Origin of the sequence: Mesorhizobium sp. M0293, from assembly GCF_040321735.1 — a bacterium.
Taxonomy (GTDB): domain Bacteria; phylum Pseudomonadota; class Alphaproteobacteria; order Rhizobiales; family Rhizobiaceae; genus Mesorhizobium.
The window spans coordinates 1-16,785 of sequence record NZ_JAMYSA010000121.1; the positions used below are offsets into that span (position 1 = coordinate 1).

The window sequence follows — 16,785 nt, forward strand, 5'->3', positions numbered from 1 at the left end:
GGTCAATCCGAGCCGACCAAGAGACCGATCCTCCCTCAATCAGATGGCCTTCATATATGAATAACTTTCCCCGGACAGTCCTGCGCAAGGGGGGAGATCGGATGTCACGCCGGCTTCGCCAATCACCAACATCGAAGGAGAGGTGCCGGCAGTGGAGCTGCCAATCTCCCTCCTTGCGGGGGAGATGGCCGGCAGGCCAGAGGGGGGTGCCTCGCGCCAGGGTCTCACAATCTTCTACACCCGCGCCACGCAAAAGGGACGCCGAAGCGCCCCCTCCAACGGTGACCTGACTCACCCATTCACCAGCGCCAGCAACTCCTCCGTATAGCGCTTGCCAACAACCTTGTCGGGCGACAGCGCGTCACCGATGGCCTGCACCTCGGCAGCGCTCAGCTCAATCCTGGCCGCAGCCGTGTTCTGCTCCAGATGATGGATTTTTCGCGCGCCGGGGATCGGCACGATGAAATCGCCCTGGTGCAGCACCCAGGCCAGCGCCAGCTGTGCCGTGGTCACGCCCTTTTCAGCCGCCATCTTTTCCAGCGTGGCGATGACGGCGGCGTTGGCCGCCATCGCGTCAGCCTGGAAACGCGGCAGGCCACGGCGCCAGTCGTCGTCGCTCAGTGCCTCAGGCTTGGCGATCGTGCCGGTCAGCAAGCCACGGCCGAGCGGGCTGTACGGGACGAAGCCGATGCCGAGTTCGCGGCAGACGGCGAACACCTCGTCTTCCGGGTCGCGGCTCCACAGTGAGTATTCGCTCTGCACAGCAGCGATCGGATGCACGGCATGCGCCCGGCGGATGGTCGCGGCACTCGCCTCCGACAGGCCGAGCGCGCGTACCTTGCCTTCGCGCACCAGTTCGGCCATAGCGCCGACCGTATCCTCGATCGGCACGTTGGGGTCGACGCGATGCTGGTAGTAAAGGTCGATGACATCGGTGCCCAGTCGCTTCAGCGAGGCCTCGGCAACGGCCTTGACGTGCTCGGGACGGCTGTCGACACCGGCCATGCGGTCCATGCCTGTGCCTTCTTCCAAAATCTTGAAGCCGAATTTTGTCGCGATGGTCACCTTGTCGCGCACCGGTTTCAGCGCCTTGCCGAGCAGGATCTCGTTCTCGTAGGGACCATAGACTTCCGCCGTGTCGAAGAAGTTGACGCCGATCTCGACGGCGCGGTGCAGGGTGGCGATCGCGTCGGCTTCCGCTGGCCGCCGTAGGCGAAGCTCATGCCCATGCAGCCGAGGCCGACGGGGTAGACATTCAATTCAGTTCCAAGCTTGCGGGTTTGCATCACGCGTCTCCTTGTTGTGATGCGACAAAAATAGCGCCTTGCCCTATGTTCGATAGTCGTCGTTCATCCGCACGGCCTGTTCTAAAAGATAGATCAATGAATCGAGCCCATCTTTCACAACTCGCGGTTCTGGCGACCGTCGCCCAATGCGGCAGCTTTCGCGGCGCGGCCAGGGAACTCGCCATCGCGCCATCGGCGGTCAGCCATGCGGTGTCCAGCCTCGAAGCACGGCTTGGCGTTCGCCTTCTGTCGCGCAGCACGCGCAGCGTTGCGCCGACCGAAGAGGGCGCGCAATTGCTGGAGCGACTGCGGCCGGCGCTGTCAGAGATCGACCTGGCGCTGGAGACGGCGATCGAGGCGCGCGACCGGCCGGCCGGGAATCTCAGACTCACCGTGCCGCGCACCGCCGCACAGCTCACATTGGCGCCGCGGCTAGGCGCCTTTGCCCAGGCCTTTCCCGATATCGTGCTGGAGATCGTCGTCGAGGATCGCTTCACCGATGTGGTCGAAGGCGGCTTCGATGCCGGGGTCAGGCTCGGCGAAAGCCTGCAACGCGACATGATCGCGGTGCGGATCGGGCCATCGATCCGTGGCGCCGTGGTTGCCGCGCCTTCTTATTTCGAGACAATGCCGCGCCCGCTGCATCCGCGCGACCTGGCGGCACATCGCTGCGTCCGCTTCCGCTTCTCGAGCGGCGTGCTCTACCGCTGGGAGTTCGAAAAGGACGGCGAGGAGCTTGAGATATCAGTTGAGGGTCCGCTGATCGTCGGCGAGGATCGCCTGAATGTCGAAGCCGCGATCAACGGCGCCGGCCTGACCTTCGTGTTCGAAGGCTATGTCAGCGAGGCGCTTGCCGACGGCAGGCTGGTACGCGTGCTGGAGGACTGGTGCCCGCCCTTCGACGGGTTCTTCGTCTACTACCCCAGCCGCCGCCAGATGCGGCCGGCGCTGCGCGCCTTCGTCGATTTCTTCAAGGTGAGCGGGTAAAGCGCGCTCACCCTCCCTCTTGTGGGGAGGGTCGCGCAGCAAATGCCGCAAGGCGGCTTTTGCGGAGCGGGGTGGGGGTCTCGTAGTGCGCACCCCCACCCCGTCTCGCAGTCAAGCCCGAGGATGACGAAGGCGCGCTTTGATGGACAGTCTCCAATTGGCTTTTCCGGCGATTTCGGGCAAACCTCGTCACCTGTAATCGTGATGGAGAAGCCTGATGTTCCGATGGGGTGTGTTGTCCACGGCCAAGATCGGCCGCGAGCATTTGTTGCCGGCAATGGTCGAGGCGGAGAACGGCGTGCTGTCGGCGATCGCCAGCCGTGACCTGTCGAAGGCCAAGGCGCTGGCCGAGCGCTTTGGCGCCCGCCATGCCTTCGGCTCCTATGAGGACCTGCTCGCCTCCAACGAAATCGACGGCGTCTACATCCCGCTGCCGACCTCGCAGCATGTCGAGTGGACGGCCAAGGCCATCGAAGCCGGCAAGCATGTGCTGGTCGAAAAGCCGCTGGCGCTCGACGCCAAGGACATTCTCCCGCTGATCAAGCTGCGCGACCAGAAGAAGGTGCTGGTCTGCGAAGCCTTCATGGTCATCTACCACCCGCAATGGATCAAGGTGCGCGACCTGATCGCCAGCGGCGCCATCGGCCGGCTGCGCCATGTGCAGGGTGCCTTCTCCTACTACAATGTCGACCCCAACAACATGCGCAACAAGCTCGATCTCGGCGGCGGCGCGCTGCCCGACATCGGCGTCTATCCGACTGTGTCGACGCGCTTTTCGACTGGCAAGGAGCCGCTGCGCGTGCAGGCGACAATCGAACGCGACGAGAAATTCGGCACCGACATCTATTCCTCGATCCGCGCCGATTTCGGTGATTTCGAACTGTCCTTTTACCTCTCGACGCAGATGGCGGCGCGCCAGGTCATGGTGTTCCATGGCGAGAAGGGTTTCATCGAAGTGTTCTCGCCCTTCAACGCCGGGCTCTACGACCATCACCGCGTCGAACTGCACAACCAGAACCACACCGAAGCGCAGGTATTCCGCTTTCCCGGCACCCAGCAGTACCGGCTGGAGGTCGAGACCTTCGCGCGTGCGGCACAGGGCGGCAAGGAGCGGGTCTTCACGCTGGAGGAATCCGTGCTCAACCAGAAAGTCATCGACGCCATCTTCCGCGCCGGCGGCAAGGATAGCTGGGAAACCATCTAACGCTTGTTTCGACGCGATTCCCTAGGGAAAGCGCCTCGCGCTTTTCCCGGGAAAACCGCTTCACACTTTTCCTGGAATTGCGTTAGCCGGCTAATGGGGAGGGGAAAATGTCTGATGATGCGGATGTGATCATTGTCGGCGCCGGCCTTGCCGGGCTGGTTGCTGCCGCCGAGCTTGCCCAGGCCGGAAAGAAAATCATCATCGTCGACCAGGAGCCGGAGCAGTCACTCGGTGGCCAGGCATTCTGGTCGTTCGGCGGCCTTTTCCTCGTCGATTCGCCGGAGCAGCGGCGCATGCGCATCCGCGATTCGCATGATCTGGCGCTCGAGGACTGGCTGGGCACCGCCGCTTTCGATCGGCCGGAGGATTTCTGGCCGCGCAAATGGGCGCAAGCCTATGTCGGCTTCGCCGCCGGCGAGAAACGCTCCTGGCTGATGCAGCGCGGCCTGAAATTCTTCCCCGTCGTCGGCTGGGCCGAGCGCGGCGGCGGCAATGCCATCGGCCACGGCAATTCGGTGCCACGCTTCCACATCACCTGGGGCACCGGCCCCGGCGTGCTCGAACCATTTGTCCTGCGCGTTCTCGAAGCCCAGAAGCAAGGGCTGATCAGCTTCAAATTCCGCCACCGCGTCAACGAGTTGACCCGAACGGGTGCCACCGTCGACGGCGTGCGCGGCGATATCCTGCAGCCGAGCACTGTCGAGCGCGGCCACAAGAGCTCGCGCGACATTGCCGGCGATTTCGAGCTTCATGCGCAGGCGGTGATCGTAGCCTCCGGCGGCATTGGCGCCAACCATCAGCTTGTCCGCGAAAACTGGCCGCAGCGGCTCGGCGCGGCACCCAGGCGCATGATCACCGGCGTGCCCGATCACGTCGACGGCCGCATGCTGGCAATCACTGAACAGGCCGGCGGCTCGATCATCAACCGCGACCGCATGTGGCACTATGTCGAGGGCATCAAGAACTGGGCGCCGATCTGGACCGATCATGCCATCCGCATCCTGCCCGGCCCATCATCATTGTGGCTCGACGCGCGCGGCAAGCGCCTGCCGGTGCCGCTCTATCCCGGCTTCGACACGCTGGGCACGCTCTCCCACATCATGAGTACCGGCTTCGATTATTCCTGGTTCATCCTGACCAGGAAAATCATCCAGAAGGAGTTCGCGCTGTCGGGCTCCGAACAGAACCCCGATTTGACCGGCAAGAGCTGGCGCCAGGTACTCGGCCGCGCCACATCAGGCATTCCCGGCCCGGTGAAAGCGTTTATGGAGAAGGGCGAGGATTTCATCGTCGAGGCGGACCTGCCGACGCTGGTCGCGCGCATGAACGCGCTGGCCGGCGGTGATCCACTGCTTGAGTTGGCCCAGGTGGAGCGCGAAATTCGCGCTCGCGACCGGCAGCTCGACAACCCGTTCTCCAAGGACATGCAACTCACCGCTTTGCGCGGTGCTCGCGCCTATCTCGGCGACAGGCTGATCCGCACGGCCAAGCCGCACAAGATGCTCGATCCGGCGAACGGCCCGCTGATCGCGGTGCGCCTCAACATCCTGACCCGCAAGACGCTGGGCGGCCTGCAGACCGATCTCGACAGCCGCGTGCTGGGTGCCGATGGCCAGCCGGTCGCCGGGCTCTACGCCGTCGGCGAAGCCGCCGGTTTCGGCGGCGGCGGCGTGCATGGCTATGCGGCGCTTGAGGGCACCTTCCTGGGCGGCTGCATCTTTTCGGGCCGCAGCGCCGGCCGGTCGGCGGCTGCCTCGGTGCAATAAGGTTCAGGCCGCGAGGCGAAAAGACCGCTCACCAGTGCCAGGCACCCTGTCCAAGGGCGGCAACTGCGTCAACGATGCGAGTGAAGCTGGCGCGGGCGCGGCCGACCGTGTGCCGGGCCCTGAGATAGCCGTGCACCAGCCCTTTTTCCTCGAACCAATATGCCCGTCCGCCAGCCGCGACGATGCGGTCGCGATAGGCTTCGCCGTCGGACGACAAGGGGTCGCATTGCGCGGTGATAAGCACGGTCGGCGGCAGGTTGGCGAAATCGGCGTCGGCAAGCGGCGACTGTGTGATGTCGCCGGTGCCGTCTCGCCCGCCGGTGCGAATGTTCTTGTAGAATTCGAGATCGCGCGTGGTCAGCATCGGCGCTTCGGCATGCCTGAGATATGATCCCTTCGATCGGTCGCCGCCAAGACCGGGATAGATCAGCACCTGGCCGATCGGCCTTTTCGCGTGGCCGCGTGCCGCATGGCTGACGGCAGCGGCAAGATTGCCGCCGGCGCTGTCGCCGCAAAGCAGAATTGGGTGGTTGCGTGTAGCAGCAGCCCATTCGAAGGCGCTCATCACGTCGTCGAAGGCGGCTGGGTGCAGGTGCTCCGGCGCCAGCCGATAGTCGACCGAGACCACCTCATAGGTGGTGCGGGCGCAGAGTTCGGCGCAGACATCGTCATGGCTGTCCAGCCCGCCGAGGATGAAGCCGCCGCCATGGAAATACAGCACCGTCGCGGCTGGTTGGCTTGCGCCTCGGTAGATGCGGATCGGGATGTGCGTGGGCGCTGCAATGGCGGAGGTTTCGACCGCGACGCCGTCGGGATAGCCGGCAAAGAATTCGCGGCACATGCGGTCATAGATCTCGCGCTGCCGCGCGATCGTGTAGTCGATCGTATCGGGCGGATAGTAGGAATTGGTCCGCTCGATGAAGGCCCAGGTCTCGGCGTCGATGAGGGTTTTGTAGTCGGTCATGGAGCCCGGGCACCCCCCTCTGTCCTGCCGGACATCTCCCCCTCAAGGGGGGAGATTGGATGTCGCATCGGCTTTCGCCAATCTCTGGCGTTGCAGGTTGAGCTGTTGCGCTGAAACTGCCAATCTCCCCACTTGAGGGGGAGATGTCCGGCAGGACAGAGGGGGGTAAGCGCCGTCATTTCCGCAACAATCCTCACTTCCCCTTCCACACAGGCTCTCGCTTTTCCGCAAACGCTCGAAAGCCTTCCATATTGTCCTCGGAGCCGTAGAGTGCATCGACGGTCGGCAGCTGGCGGCGCGTCACCTTGTTCATCGCGTCCTGGAAGGTGAGCGCCTCGGCCACGCGCGCCGTTTCCTTGATCGCGGCGAAGACCAGCGGCGGACCGCCGGCGAGCAGCCGGGCGATCTCCCAGACGCGGTCCTCGAGCTTTTCCTTGGGCAGCACCTCGTTGACCAGGCCCCAGCGATGCGCTTCGGCGACGTCCATCCAGCGGCCGGTGAGCAAAAGGTCCATGGCGACATGGTAGGGAATGCGCTTCGGCAGCTTGATCGTTGCCGCGTCGGCCAGCGTGCCGGCTCGGATTTCGGGCAGCGCGAAGGAGGAATGGTCGGAGGCGTAGATGAGGTCGCAGGACAGCGCCAGCTCGAAGCCGCCGCCGACCGCCATGCCGTTGACGCAGGCAATGACCGGCTTGTTGAGGTCGCGCAACTCCTGCAACCCGGCAAAGCCGCCGACGCCATAGTCGCCGTCGACCGCGTCGCCGCCAGCAGCGGCCTTCAGATCCCAGCCGGCGCAGAAGAACTTGTCGCCGGCGGTCTTGACGATGGCGACACGCAAGCTGGGATCGTCGCGGAACGCCTTGAAGGTCTCGCCCATCAGCCGCGAGGTCTTGAGGTCGATGGCGTTGGCCTTGGGCCGGTCGAGCGTGACTTCGAGGATGGTGCCTTCGCGGCGGGTCGAAATGACGTCAGACATTCTTCTTGTCTCCCAGCACCAGCAGTGCGTCGGCGATCCAGGCGCCCTTGCCTTCGGTGCAGACGATCAGCGGGTTGATGTCGAGTTCCTCGATCTCGCCGGCATTCTGCTGCACGAAGGCGGCAATGCCGGAGATGGCGTCGATGGCGGCCGCGACATCGGCCTTCGGCCGGCCGCGATAGCCTTCGAGCAACGGGAACAATTTGAGGCCGCGCAACGCTGCCTCGATGTCGTCGCGCGTCGCCGGCAGCATCAATGTGACGCTGTCGCGCAGCAGCTCGACCAGCACGCCGCCGGTGCCCAAGGTCATCACCGCGCCGAACATCGGATCGCGGGTGAAGCCGACGATGAGTTCGGCGACACCGTCGCGCACCATGCGCTCGACATAGAGCCCGGTGCCGAGCGGCAAGAGGTCATGCGCCGCGGTGCTGACGGACTCGGCGTCTTTGAGATTGAGCCTGACAGCACCGACCTCGGATTTGTGGGTGACACCCAGCGCCTTCAGCGCCACCGGAAAGCCGAGTGCCATCGACGAGATCACCGCCTCGACCGCGTTGGCGGCGCGCTCGCCTTTCGGCACCGGCAGGCCGGCCTCGATGAGGCGCGATTTTGCCTCGGCCTCGTCAGGAGTGATGTGATCACCGCCAGGCGCGCCGGAGGCGGACGTGTCGATCGGCTGCGCCTGCGGCTCGTGCCACGCCCAGCCGATGAAGGCTGCCGCCCCGGCGGCGTCCATGGCTTCGGAAATGCCGAACAACGGCACCATGCCGCGCGCCATCAGCTCGGCGGTGTATTCCTCCGGCAGGTTCTCCGGCAACGAGGAGACGATCGCGCCGTGCGCCTTGTTGGTCTTCAGCGCCGACTCGAAGGCGCGCAGCGTCGCCCACCAGTCGGTGACCGAGCAGCGGTCGGGGCGCGGGAAGTCGAGCACCAGCATGTTGAGGTCGAAGCCACCCGACACCATGGCGGTGAAGGTGGCGGTCATCGCCGGCTCGTTGTTCCAGATGAAGGTGTGATAGTCCAACGGATTGGCGACCGCGACCAGCGGCCCAAGCGTCGATTTGACATGGGCGCGGTGGGTGTTGCTGAGCACAGGAAAATTGACCCAGCGGCCTTCGGCGCTGTCGGCCATGACGGAGGCCTCGCCGCCCGAGCAGCTCATCGAGGACAGCCTATAGCCGGGCAAAGGTCCGGTGATGTGCAGTAGCTTCAGCGCCTCGATGAAGGCGGGGATGGAATCGACACGCGCTATGCCGAGCCGCCTCAGAAAGGCGCCCGAAGCCGCGTCCGAGCCAGCCAGCGAGGCAGTGTGCGAGACAGTGGCTTGCCGCGCCTGTTCGGAACGGCCGACCTTCATGGCAATGATTGGTTTTTTCAGTTCGCGTGCTCGCGCCGCCAGCCGCTCGAAGCCGGCTACGGAATCGAAGGCCTCGATGTGCAGGCCGAGCGACGTGACCCGCTCGTCCTCGATCAGGCCGAGCGCCATTTCGGAGAGGCCGGTCTGCGCCTGGTTGCCGGCGGTCATCAGAAAGGCGATAGGCAGGCCGCGCTTCTGCATCGTCATGTTGATGGCGATGTTGGATGACTGGGTGATGATGGCGACTCCCTTGCCGCCCTCGGCCAATCGGATGCCGCCATGCTGATCGGGCCATAGCAACGCGCCGTCGGCATAGTTGATCAGGCCGTAGCAGTTCGGCCCGATGATCGGCATCGAGCCCGCCGCCGCGACCAGCTCGGCCTGCAGTCGCTCGCCGTCGTCGTCATAGGCCTCGGTCTCGAGGAAGCCAGCGGCAAAGCAGACGGCGCCGCCGGCGCCGCGCTCGGCCAGCGCCTTGACCACCTCGATCGTCAAGTGTCGGTTGACGCCGACAAAGGCGGCGTCCGGTGCGCCGGGAAGATCGGCGACGGAGCGATAGGCCTTTCGGCCGGCGACCTCTTCCTTGCTCGGATGGACCGGCCAGATCTCGCCGGCAAAACCCATCTTGATCGATTGCGCCACGACGGCTGCGGCCTGCGCGCCGCCGAAGACGGCAATCGATTTCGGCCGCAGGAGACGTTCAAGCTTGTGCATATGCTATGCTCCGAACGGACGCAGCAGCGCCCGCGAAATAATATGTCGCTGAATCTCCGAAGTGCCTTCCCATATTCGCTCCACGCGGGCGTCGCGCCAGATGCGCTCCAGCGGCAGGTCGTCCATCAGCCCCATGCCGCCATGTATCTGAATCGCCTCGTCGGCGACGTATGCGAGCATCTCGGTGGCCTTCAGCTTGGCCATGGCCATGTCCTGGTCGGTGACGGTGCCCTGATCGTACTTCCAGCCGGCTTCGAACACCATCAGGTCGGCGGCCTTCAGTTCGGTCGCCATGTCGGCAAGTTTGAACGACACGCCTTGGAACTTGCCGATCTGCTGGCCGAACTGCTGGCGCTGCGCGGCATATTCTACCGCATGGCCGAGCGCCCGCTCGGCACGGCCGAGACAGGTGGCGCCGACCTGCAGCCGGGTGGCGCCGAGCCAGGAATTGGCGACGTCGAAGCCTTTGTGCACCTCGCCCAGAACCTGGGAAGCCGGCAAGCGGCAATCATCGAATTCGAGGATGGCGTTGGTGTAGCCGCGATGCGAGACGTTGCGGTAGCCATCACGAACGGTGAAGCCTTTGGTGCCCTTATCGACAAAAAAAGCGGTAATCTTCTTGCGCTTGCCGCGCGGCGAATCCTCTTCGCCGGAAGCCATGAACACGATGGCAAAGTCGGCGAGGTCGGCGTGGGAGATAAAATGCTTGGTGCCGTTGAGCACCCAGTCGTCGCCATCCTGCACGGCCGTCGCCTTCATGCCGCGCAGGTCGGAGCCGGCGCCCGGCTCGGTCATCGCCAGGCAGTCCCATTTCTCGCCGCGGATGCAGGGGAACAAATATTTCTCGCGCTGCTCGGGCGTGCCGGCCAAGAGGATGTTGGAGGGCCGCGCCACGCAGGTCCAGTGCAGCGCATAATTCGCGCGGCCGAGTTCCTTCTCGTACAGCAGCCAGGTCACGGTATCCAGGCCCGCGCCGCCGACATCGGCCGGCATGTTGGCGGCATAGAGCCCGGCTTCGATCGCCTTGGCCTTGATTTCCTCGATCAGCTCGCGGCGCAGCACGCCGGTGCGCTCGACCTCGCGCTCATGCGGGTAAAGCTCGTTCTCGACGAACGCCTTCGTCGTCTCGACGATGAGCCTCTGTTCCTCCGACAGCCCGAAATCCATGCTCTCAGCCTTTCTTCTTGCCGGTCTTTTTCTTCGGCTTCTCGGCTTTTTTCACCGGCTTCAACGCCTTGGCCTTTTCGGCCGCCTTGGAAGCTGTCGGCTTCTTCGCTGCCAGCTTGGCCAGCTGCCTGGTATAGTCCTTGTGCAAGGCACCGGCACCCCAGCCCTTGCCTTTGTTCTGCTTCGACAGCGCATCCATGATCGCGACCAGATTGTCGTCGCGGATCTTTTCAAGCTCGCGGATCGACAGCCCATGCGCCTGGCCGTCCGACTGCGTGGCGATCAGGTCGACCAGTTCGTCGTTGAACTCCGGCACGTCCATCAGCTTGGTCCATGGCCATTTCAGGCACGGCCCGAACTGCGCCATGAAGTGGCGCATGCCGGCCTCGCCGCCGGCGACGCGATAGACCTGGAACATGCCCATCTGCGCCCAGCGCAGGCCGAAGCCATAGCGCATAATGTCGTCGAGTTCCTCGACGGTGCAGATGCCGTCCTTGATCAGCCATAGCGCCTCGCGCCATGCCGCTTCGAGCAGGCGGTCGCCGACGAAGGCCTCGATCTCCTTGCGGATGACGACAGGCTTCATGCCGATCGAGGCATACATTTCCTTGGCGACCTCGATCGCCTCTGGGAAGGTCTGTTCGCCGCCGACGATCTCGACAAGCGGCAAGAGGTAAACGGGGTTGAACGGATGCCCGACGACCAGCCGCTCCGGGTGCTTCTTCATCGCCACCTGCATGTCGGTCGGCTTGATGCCCGAGGTCGAGGAGCCGACAATGGCGTTGGCCGGCGCATGGGTATCGATCTCGGCCAGCACGCGGTGTTTCAGGTCGAGCCGCTCGGGCACGCTTTCCTGGATGAAATCGGCATCGGCAACCGCCTCGGCGATGGTCTTGGCAAAGGTCAACTTGCCCTCTTTCGGCAGTCCGCCGGGCACCATCTGCTTGTAGGCGCGGCGCGCGCCCTTCATCACTTCGCCGACCTTGCGCGATGCCTCGGGATCGGGATCGAAGATCGACACGTCGATGCCGTTCAACAGCAGCCGCGCCACCCAGCCGGCGCCGATGACACCGCCACCGATGGCGGCCGCCTTGTTGATGATGCTCATGCGGAAGCTCCGGTTCTTGTCTTGGCTGTTGCGGGATCGACCAGAGGCACGCGCTCGCCGGCGCGGATCACGGACGCGTCGTAAGCCTTGCGGGCAAAGACCTCGAGCACGAAGGGCCGGAAGAACTCGATCGGCAGCGTATCGTAGTCGGGGTCGAAACTCGACTGGTCCCAGCGTTCGCAAAACTGATCGCAATCGTCGAAATAGGCGTGGCCGGCGAAGCGGTCGCGCGCATGGCGGTTGCCGCCCAGATGATGGGCATAATAGAGCCGCTGGAAATCGCCGTGCTTTTCCACCACCCAGGTGCATTGTTCGCGCACGAAGGGTTTCAGGATCGAAGCGGCATATTCATCGTGATTGTAGGGCGCATAGATGTCGCCGATGTCGTGCAGCAACGCACAGGCGATCCAGTCGGTATCGGCGCCGTCACGCCAGGCGCGCGTCGCCGCCTGCAGCGAATGGCCGAGCCTTGTGATCTTGTAGCCCGACAGGCCCTCGTCGAGCTGAACCAGCGCGTCGAGCAGCCGCTCGCCGGTCCTGGCCGCATAGTCGATCTCATGCGCGGTCAGGAACTCGTAGTCGTCCCTGTCGCCATCCTTCATCGCGGTGAATTTTACGGTAGTCATGTTGGCCCTCCCAGCGAATAATTTATGCCGCTATCGGCGCCCGCTTGGTCAGGTTCAGTTTCTTGCGCACTTCCTCCGGGCCGATGATCCTGGCGCCCAGATTGGTGACGATGCTGGCGGCACGCTCGACCAGCTGCGCGTTGGTCGCCAGCACGCCCTTGTCGAGCCACAGATTGTCTTCCAGCCCGACGCGGACATTGCCGCCGGCCAGCACCGCCGCAGCGGCATAGGCCATCTGGTTGCGACCGATGGCGAAGGCCGACCAGTTCCAGGTCGACGGCACATTGTTGACCATGGCCATGAAGGTGTTGAGGTCGTCCGGCGCCCCCCACGGCACACCCATGCAGAGCTGCACGAGCGCGTCGGGATTGAGCACCTTTTCCTCGACCAGCTGCTTGGCGAACCACAGATGGCCGGTGTCGAACGCCTCGATCTCCGGCTTGACGCCGAGCGCCGTCATCATGCCGCCCATGGCGCGCAGCATGCCGGGCGTGTTGGTCATGACATAGTCGGCCTCGGCGAAATTCATCGTGCCACAGTCGAGCGTGCAGATCTCCGGCAGGCACTGGCGCACATGTTCCATGCGGTTGGTGGCGCCGCCCATGTCGGTGCCTTTTTCGTTGAGCGGCAGCGGTGCTTCCGGCGAGCCGAACACCATGTCGCCGCCCATGCCGGCGGTCAGGTTCAGCACCACATCGACATTGGCCTCGCGAATGCGCTCGGTCACTTCGCGGTAGAGGTGCACGTCGCGCCTGGGCTTGCCGGTTTCAGGGTCACGCACATGGCAGTGGACGATGGCAGCGCCGGCCTTGGCCGCATCAATGGCCGAATCGGCGATCTGCTTGGGCGAGCGCGGCACATGCGGGCTGCGATCCTGCGAGCCGCCGGATCCGGTCACGGCACAGGTAATGAAGACCTCACGGTTCATCGCAAGCGGCATGGAACTCTCCTCCGATAGAAACAGCCATGCATGTCGCCCAAAAGTGGGAACCGGTTTTGGGATGACGACATGCACAAGAACCGACCCACAATGCCCGACTTGCCGGAAACTGTTTTGCGTTTTACGAAGCTTCCATGACGAAAAGCGAAAAGCCAACGATCTTTCGTGCCGAGCGCCTGCCGCTCAAGGTGACGCTGCTGGTGTTTTCCGGCTCGTCCATCATGTGCGTGGCCTCAGCCGTCGATCCTTTGCGCGCCGCCAACCGTATCTCCGGTGAGACCCTGTTCGATTTCAGGCTGGTCTCGGTGACCGGCGAGGCTCCGGTCACCACATGCGGCTTGCCGGTGGCGGTTAGCGGCCGTTTCGATGCGGGCGAGCCAACCGACGTTCTTGTCGTCGTCGCCGGCTTCGGCACCCAGAACTATGCGACGTCGACCTTGCTTTCCGGCCTGCGGCGGGCGGCGCGTACGGCCCGCGCGTGCGGCGGTGTCGAGGCCGGCACCTGGCTGGTGGCGCGCGCCGGCCTGCTGGAAGGGCGTAGCGCCACCACCCACTGGGAGGACATGGAGGATTTCTCGTCGGCTTTCCCCGGCGTCGACGTGCGCCCGGACCGCTACGTCATAGACGGCCCGGTGTTCACCTCGGGCGGCGCGTCGCCGACCTTCGACCTGATGCTGCATCTCATTCGCACGCGGCTGGGCATGGCCGTCGCGCTCGATGTCGCCAGCGTCTTCATCTACGACCAGGCGCGTGCCGCGACCGACGCCCAGCCACTGGTCTCGCTTGGCCGGCTCGACGGCTACGATCCGCGGCTGGCGCAAGCCATCCGGCTTATGGAATCGCATGTCGACCAGCCGCTGACCATAGAAGCGGTGGCAAAACGTGCCGGGGTGACGGCACGGACGCTGGAAAGCATCTTTCGCAAGTCGATCGGCGAGACGCCGGGCGCCTACTATCTCAGGCTGCGCCTGGGTGCTGCCCGCAGGCTGGTGGTCGACACCAGGGTGGCGATGGCCGATATTGCCGGGCGGACCGGATTTTCGTCCGCCGCGGCATTTTCTAGGGCGTTTTCAAGGGCTTTCGGTGAAGCGCCGGTCAGGCTGCGCCGGGGCTGAGTGCAGGTCGCTCAAAAGGACGACGACATGCACAATCGGAAAGATCAGGCGGCGTCTTAGAGATCGCTGCTGCTATCGATCTGCGAGCGCATCTGTCTGGCAAGGTGGGTCTCAAACCGGCTGGCGACGGCGCGGTCCCACTCGTTCGAGCGGCGCGTGCCATCCTTCGGATGCGGCATTGCCATCAGCCTATCGATGATCGATCCGGCCTCGCCAGGTGAGAGCAGGGCGTCGATTTCACGTTCGTTCTGCATATCGGTTCGCCTCCTTCTTCCTCTCCCGCCACGAGCCAGTCTTATACGAGATACGTGACGGCAGTTTGAAGGCAAGAGCGAGGTCATTGAAGGGCGTCAAAGGGCAAAACCGTGTCGTCGCACCCGGCCTTGCGCAAAGTTTCTTCCCGTGTCTGGGCAGGTCAGGCCAAGGAGAGTTCTACAGCTGCTTTTCGAACAGCAGGCAGCCGAGAATCTATGCGATCCTCGGCTGCCTGTCGCGAATGGGCTGACTGGAGCATTTCACCGTCTCACGGAAACGGCGAACCCTCTAACTCTTTGTTTCGACGCAATTCCGGACGGAAAACCGCTTCACTTTTCCTGGAATTGCTCTGGCAGAAGGCGATGGCGGCGGCTTTCAGCCAGAAGTGGCGGATGTCAGTCCAGAGATCGGATTTCACACGTACCGGTTGACGATGTTTTCCAGCAGTTCCTGGCGGCCCGACCTTGGCTGCGGCTCGATCTTCTTCTTGACGACACGCTCGGCGATGTCCTCCAGCGTGCGCTTGCCGGACAGCATCGCCTTGCCTTCGGCCGTGTTCCAGCCGGCATAGCGTTCGGCCAGCGGTGCCGACAGCGCCTTGTCCTCGACCATGCGGGCGGCGGCCTTCAGGCCGCGTGCGCAGGAATCCATGCCGCCGATATGGCCGATCAGCAGATCCTGCGGATCGAGCGACTGGCGGCGCAGCTTGGCGTCGAAATTGGTGCCGCCGGTCTTGAAGCCGCCAGCCTGCAGGACTTGGTAGTAGGCCAGTGCCATTTCCGGCACGTTGTTGGGGAACTGATCGGTGTCCCAACCCGACTGGTAGTCGTTGCGGTTCATGTCGATCGAACCAAAGACGCCGAGCGCATTGGCCAACGCCAGCTCGTGCTCGAAGGAATGGCCGGCCAGGATGGCGTGGCCCTGCTCGATGTTGACCTTGACCTCCTTCTCCAGTCCGAAGCGCTTGAGGAAGCCGTAGACGGTCGCGACATCGTAATCATACTGGTGCTTGGTCGGCTCCTGCGGCTTCGGCTCGATCAGGATCGTGCCCTTGAAACCGATCTTGTGCTTATAGTCGACGACGAGGCTGAGGAAGCGGCCGGCCTGCTCCTGCTCGCGGGCAAGGTCGGTGTTGAGCAGCGTCTCATAGCCCTCGCGCCCGCCCCACAGCACGTAGTTCTCGCCCTTCAGCCGCTTGGTCACGTCGATACAGCTTTTTACCGTCGCCGCAGCATAGGCAAAGACATCCGGATCGGGATTGGTGGCCGCACCCGACATGAAGCGGCGGTTGGAGAACAGGTTCGCCGTGCCCCACAAAAGCTTGACGCCGGTCTGTTTCATCTTTCCCGCGAAGTAGTCGGCAATCTCGTCGAGGCGCGCCGCGCTCTCGGAAAAGTCCTTGCCCTCCGGCCGCACATCGGCGTCGTGGAAGCAGAAATAGGGCGCACCGAGCAGCGAGAACATCTCGAAGGCGACATCGGCCTTGAGCTTTGCCAGCTCCATCGTGTCGGTGCCGCCGGCCTTGGGGAACCACGGCCGGTCGAAGGTCTGGCCGCCGAACGGATCGCCGCCCGGCCAGGCGAAGGAGTGCCAGTAGGCGACGGCAAAGCGCAGATGGTCTTCCAGCCGCTTGCCGGCGACCACCTCGTCGGGATTGTAGAACCGGTAGGCCAGCGGATTGGTCGAATCCGGCCCCTCATATTTGATCTCTTTGATGTCGCCGAAAAATCCGCTGCTCATGTTTTTTCCTCTCGAATAGTTCGCCGTGATTACCTCAGGCGTAATTGGTTTCGCTCTTCCGCTGGTCGAAAAGGTTCGTGTCAAAGCCGCTCAATAAAGGAGACAGACCATGACCGACCTCAACAAGATCGCCCAAAACTACATCACCGCCTGGAACGAAAGCGATGCCGGCCGCCGAGCCGAATTGCTCAAGGCGACCTTCACGGAAGACGTCAGCTATCGCGATCCGCTCATGCAGGGCGATGGCCATGCGGGTGTCGCGGCGCTGATCGACGGCGTGCAGCAGCGATTTGCCGGGTTTCGCTTTTCGCTGAAGGGCACGCCGGACGGTTTTGCCGACAAGATCCGCTTCTCGTGGAATCTTGGACCTCAGGGGACGCCTTCGGTGATCGAAGGCACCGATATCGGCGTCATCGAGAACGGCCGCCTGAAGAGCGTCACCGGTTTTCTCGACAAGGTGCCGGCGCAATGAGGACTTCTGGGTAAAGCAGGTGCGAGGCACCCCCCTCTGGCCTGCCGGCCATCTCCCCCGCAAGGGGGGAGATTGGTTGGCATCCGCGCCTTCGCCAATCACCCACCT

The 16,785-nt window shown here is 63.8% G+C and carries 14 protein-coding genes and 1 pseudogene; 5 read left to right on the top strand and 10 right to left on the bottom strand.

Going from position 1 to position 16,785, the window contains the following annotated elements:
• Positions 1–291 precede the first annotated feature (291 nt).
• Positions 292–1,286, bottom strand: a pseudogene (locus NKJ06_RS29495) (aldo/keto reductase).
• Positions 1,287–1,382: 96 nt separating this feature from the next.
• Between NKJ06_RS29495 and NKJ06_RS29500 the strand changes: the two are divergent.
• The 3 genes from NKJ06_RS29500 (at position 1,383) to NKJ06_RS29510 (ending at position 5,243) form a co-directional block, all read left to right on the top strand.
• The gene (locus NKJ06_RS29500; protein ID WP_352628358.1) at positions 1,383–2,273 is read left to right on the top strand and encodes a LysR family transcriptional regulator; all 891 of its coding nucleotides are present in this window, start codon (positions 1,383–1,385) and stop codon (positions 2,271–2,273) included.
• Between the two features lie 217 nt (positions 2,274–2,490).
• A complete protein-coding gene (locus NKJ06_RS29505) occupies positions 2,491–3,477 on the top strand; it encodes a Gfo/Idh/MocA family protein (RefSeq protein ID WP_352628356.1) in 987 nt (328 codons plus the stop codon).
• Between the two features lie 107 nt (positions 3,478–3,584).
• Positions 3,585–5,243: an FAD-binding dehydrogenase gene (locus tag NKJ06_RS29510; RefSeq protein WP_352628354.1), complete on the top strand. Its 1,659-nt coding sequence runs from the start codon at positions 3,585–3,587 to the stop codon at positions 5,241–5,243.
• 28 nt (positions 5,244–5,271) lie between these two features.
• On the opposite strand, the gene NKJ06_RS29515 is transcribed toward NKJ06_RS29510, so the two are convergent.
• The 7 genes from NKJ06_RS29515 to bcoG form a co-directional block, all read right to left on the bottom strand.
• On the bottom strand, positions 5,272–6,207 hold the full coding sequence (locus tag NKJ06_RS29515; protein WP_352628352.1) for an alpha/beta hydrolase: 936 nt from the start codon (positions 6,205–6,207) through the stop codon (positions 5,272–5,274).
• Positions 6,208–6,400: 193 nt separating this feature from the next.
• Entirely contained in the window at positions 6,401–7,183 is a 783-nt protein-coding gene (locus tag NKJ06_RS29520) for a carnitinyl-CoA dehydratase (RefSeq protein WP_352628350.1), read from the bottom strand.
• A complete protein-coding gene (locus NKJ06_RS29525) occupies positions 7,176–9,254 on the bottom strand; it encodes an acetate--CoA ligase family protein (protein WP_352628348.1) in 2,079 nt (692 codons plus the stop codon). Before NKJ06_RS29525 ends, NKJ06_RS29520 begins: the two co-directional genes overlap by 8 nt.
• A gap of 3 nt (positions 9,255–9,257) precedes the next feature.
• Positions 9,258–10,421: an acyl-CoA dehydrogenase family protein gene (locus NKJ06_RS29530; RefSeq protein ID WP_352628346.1), complete on the bottom strand. Its 1,164-nt coding sequence runs from the start codon at positions 10,419–10,421 to the stop codon at positions 9,258–9,260.
• A gap of 4 nt (positions 10,422–10,425) precedes the next feature.
• Positions 10,426–11,529 carry a carnitine 3-dehydrogenase gene (locus NKJ06_RS29535; RefSeq protein WP_352628344.1) on the bottom strand — a complete coding sequence of 368 codons (1,104 nt, stop codon included), beginning with the start codon at positions 11,527–11,529 and terminating at the stop codon, positions 10,426–10,428.
• Positions 11,526–12,155, bottom strand: coding sequence for an HD domain-containing protein (locus NKJ06_RS29540; protein WP_352628342.1), 630 nt, complete (start codon positions 12,153–12,155; stop codon positions 11,526–11,528). Before NKJ06_RS29540 ends, NKJ06_RS29535 begins: the two co-directional genes overlap by 4 nt.
• A gap of 22 nt (positions 12,156–12,177) precedes the next feature.
• A complete protein-coding gene (bcoG, locus tag NKJ06_RS29545) occupies positions 12,178–13,095 on the bottom strand; it encodes a 3-dehydrocarnitine:acetyl-CoA trimethylamine transferase BcoG (protein WP_023775990.1) in 918 nt (305 codons plus the stop codon).
• Positions 13,096–13,229: 134 nt separating this feature from the next.
• On the opposite strand from bcoG, the gene NKJ06_RS29550 reads away from it, so the two are divergent.
• Complete coding sequence (locus NKJ06_RS29550; protein ID WP_352628340.1) at positions 13,230–14,210, top strand: GlxA family transcriptional regulator; 981 nt, start codon at positions 13,230–13,232, stop codon at positions 14,208–14,210.
• A gap of 56 nt (positions 14,211–14,266) precedes the next feature.
• Here NKJ06_RS29550 and NKJ06_RS29555 read toward each other — a convergent pair whose 3' ends face one another.
• Together NKJ06_RS29555 and xylA are read right to left on the bottom strand one after the other, a co-directional pair.
• Positions 14,267–14,464: a hypothetical protein gene (locus tag NKJ06_RS29555; RefSeq protein ID WP_352811611.1), complete on the bottom strand. Its 198-nt coding sequence runs from the start codon at positions 14,462–14,464 to the stop codon at positions 14,267–14,269.
• Positions 14,465–14,879: 415 nt separating this feature from the next.
• Positions 14,880–16,205 (bottom strand): xylose isomerase, encoded by a 1,326-nt coding sequence (gene xylA / locus NKJ06_RS29560; RefSeq protein ID WP_352628336.1) that lies wholly within the window; start codon positions 16,203–16,205, stop codon positions 14,880–14,882.
• A gap of 109 nt (positions 16,206–16,314) precedes the next feature.
• Here xylA and NKJ06_RS29565 point away from each other — a divergent pair, with 109 nt between their 5' ends.
• Positions 16,315–16,677 (top strand): nuclear transport factor 2 family protein, encoded by a 363-nt coding sequence (locus NKJ06_RS29565; protein ID WP_352628334.1) that lies wholly within the window; start codon positions 16,315–16,317, stop codon positions 16,675–16,677.
• Positions 16,678–16,785: the final 108 nt, after the last annotated feature.

Excerpts from the sequence above, each read along its gene's own strand:
- NKJ06_RS29510 (WP_352628354.1), top strand. The coding sequence starts at position 3,585 with ATGTCTGATGATGCGGATGTGATCATTGTCGGCGCCGGCCTTGCCGGG.
- NKJ06_RS29550 (WP_352628340.1), top strand. The coding sequence starts at position 13,230 with ATGACGAAAAGCGAAAAGCCAACGATCTTTCGTGCCGAGCGCCTGCCG.
- NKJ06_RS29555 (WP_352811611.1), bottom strand. The coding sequence starts at position 14,464 with ATGCAGAACGAACGTGAAATCGACGCCCTGCTCTCACCTGGCGAGGCC.
- NKJ06_RS29515 (WP_352628352.1), bottom strand. The coding sequence starts at position 6,207 with ATGACCGACTACAAAACCCTCATCGACGCCGAGACCTGGGCCTTCATC.
- NKJ06_RS29505 (WP_352628356.1), top strand. The coding sequence starts at position 2,491 with ATGTTCCGATGGGGTGTGTTGTCCACGGCCAAGATCGGCCGCGAGCAT.
- NKJ06_RS29500 (WP_352628358.1), top strand. The coding sequence starts at position 1,383 with ATGAATCGAGCCCATCTTTCACAACTCGCGGTTCTGGCGACCGTCGCC.
- bcoG (WP_023775990.1), bottom strand. The coding sequence starts at position 13,095 with ATGCCGCTTGCGATGAACCGTGAGGTCTTCATTACCTGTGCCGTGACC.
- NKJ06_RS29565 (WP_352628334.1), top strand. The coding sequence starts at position 16,315 with ATGACCGACCTCAACAAGATCGCCCAAAACTACATCACCGCCTGGAAC.
- NKJ06_RS29520 (WP_352628350.1), bottom strand. The coding sequence starts at position 7,183 with ATGTCTGACGTCATTTCGACCCGCCGCGAAGGCACCATCCTCGAAGTC.
- NKJ06_RS29540 (WP_352628342.1), bottom strand. The coding sequence starts at position 12,155 with ATGACTACCGTAAAATTCACCGCGATGAAGGATGGCGACAGGGACGAC.
- xylA (WP_352628336.1), bottom strand. The coding sequence starts at position 16,205 with ATGAGCAGCGGATTTTTCGGCGACATCAAAGAGATCAAATATGAGGGG.
- NKJ06_RS29525 (WP_352628348.1), bottom strand. The coding sequence starts at position 9,254 with ATGCACAAGCTTGAACGTCTCCTGCGGCCGAAATCGATTGCCGTCTTC.
- NKJ06_RS29530 (WP_352628346.1), bottom strand. The coding sequence starts at position 10,421 with ATGGATTTCGGGCTGTCGGAGGAACAGAGGCTCATCGTCGAGACGACG.
- NKJ06_RS29535 (WP_352628344.1), bottom strand. The coding sequence starts at position 11,529 with ATGAGCATCATCAACAAGGCGGCCGCCATCGGTGGCGGTGTCATCGGC.